Origin of the sequence: Pseudomonas kielensis (genome assembly GCF_014236655.1) — a bacterium.
GTDB classification, from domain to species: domain Bacteria; phylum Pseudomonadota; class Gammaproteobacteria; order Pseudomonadales; family Pseudomonadaceae; genus Aquipseudomonas; species Aquipseudomonas kielensis.
In genome coordinates this window covers 1-562 of the sequence record NZ_JACMYG010000099.1, presented here as the reverse complement: position 1 = coordinate 562, position 562 = coordinate 1, and the positions used below count along the sequence as shown (strand labels likewise).

The 562-nt window shown below is 59.4% G+C and carries 1 protein-coding gene; it reads right to left on the bottom strand.

Features of this window, described 5'->3' with window-relative positions; translation table 11 throughout:
- The coding region (locus H7995_RS28180; protein ID WP_185819334.1) for an immunoglobulin-like domain-containing protein at positions 1–562 on the bottom strand (562 nt) is incomplete at both ends.

The window sequence follows — 562 nt, the reverse complement described above, 5'->3', positions numbered from 1 at the left end:
GCCGCCTTCGGTGATGCCGCCGGTAGCGGTGAGGGTCAGGCCAGTGGCGTCAGGCGAGTCACTGATAGTAGTGACAGCAGGCGTGGTGTCTGGCACCAGGTTCTCAAAGTTGCCGCCAGTGGTACCCGTGATCGTCGTGCTAACGGTGCTGCCGTTGACATACACATCGTTGGCCGGGGTCTCGACCAGCACAGTACCGGTAGTTTTACCCGCTTCGATGACAATGACCGAGCCGTTGCTCAAGGTCACAGTCATGGGCGTACCCGCCGGATTGGTCAGGGTAGCGGTGTAAGTGATCTGGCCGCCTTCGGTGATACCGCCAGTGGCGGTGAGGGTCAGGCCGGTGGCGTCAGGCGAATCACTGATAGTAGTGACAGCAGGCGTGGTGTCTGGCACCAGGTTCTCGAAGTTACCGCCAGTGGTGCCGGTAATGGTGGTGCTAACGGTGCTGCCATTGACATACACATCGTTAGCCGGGGTATCGACCAGCACAGTACCGTTGGTTTTACCCGCTTCGATGACAATGACCGAGCCATTGCTCAAGGTCACGGTCATCGGCGTG